The sequence below is a fragment of the Psychroflexus gondwanensis ACAM 44 genome (assembly GCF_000355905.1).
Classification (GTDB): Bacteria; Bacteroidota; Bacteroidia; order Flavobacteriales; family Flavobacteriaceae; genus Psychroflexus; species Psychroflexus gondwanensis.
This window is the reverse complement of record NZ_APLF01000062.1, coordinates 1-1001: the sequence shown is the minus strand read 5'-3', so window position 1 is coordinate 1001 and position 1001 is coordinate 1. Positions and strand designations below refer to the sequence as shown.

Annotated in this window: 1 protein-coding gene; it reads right to left on the bottom strand. The window is 38.3% G+C overall.

Translation table 11 applies throughout. The annotated features are described in order from the left end of the window. Window positions 1–769 (bottom strand): tyrosine-type recombinase/integrase (locus PGOND44_RS14915; RefSeq protein WP_003447947.1); only part of this gene is annotated, 769 nt, incomplete at its 3' end. Window positions 770–1001 lie beyond the last annotated feature (232 nt).

Below are 1001 nucleotides of genomic sequence, written 5' to 3'. Positions count from 1 at the left end.
CAAACAAGGTATCCAGGGGACTGAATTTAACCGAACTTCCAGAATTGGACACTTGCAAATACACAATGGTGGTTTCTATATGAGCGTGTCCTAAAAGTTCTTTTAAACACATAATATTGAGCCCATCTTCTAGCAAATGGGTGGCGTAGGAATGTCTAAGTGTGTGGGCTGTGAACTTCTTTTGTGTGTTTACCTTAGGACGACATTCTTTAATAACCCATTGGAGCGCTCTTGTGGTGATCGGTCCTGGCAGAGCGTCTGTGGTCTTCTGACTATTAAAAACATGTTTTACAGGATTTTCTGTTTTAAAATATTTTTGTAAGCCTCTAATTAAATGAGCACTCAAGGGAACGTAGCGGTCTATTTTTCCTTTCTGTTTTCTAACAAATACCGTTTTACGCTCAAAGTCAATATCAGCCTGCAACAAATTACAAAGCTCATAACTGCGCAATCCGCAACCATAAAGCATAGCTAACATCAATTGATGTTTTAGGTATTTAGGAGCCTTTAATAACTCGCGAACCTCCTTTTTGTTGAGCACAATGGGAAGATCATTCTGCCTTTTTATTTGTGGAAGCTGGATTCGCTTTTTATCCATTCCCATCACTTTGTAAGCAGATCGAAGACCATAGATGGTGTGTTTAAAAAAGCTTTCGGAAGGCGTGTTGTGTAGGTTCTGGCAGTGGAATAAGTAGTCGTTGATCTCTTCTTCACTAAGGTGGACTGGGCTGGATTTATAGTAAATAGCCAAGTGAGCAAGGCAGCGCAAGTAATTGTTTAAGGTGCTTTTTGTTTTACCATTGATGGCAAAGCTTTTTTCTAAAGTAAGGGCAAGTTCTTTAAAGTCGGGAACTTGGTCTAAGGCCGTTTCTAAAATCGTTTTGACTTTTTTTTAAATACATCTTCTACTAGTTTTTGTGAACTAAGTAAGTTAATGTATTTTTATAACTAACTAAAAAGCTTCCGAGGTACGAGGATTAGTTCAACACCGTATATAAGCT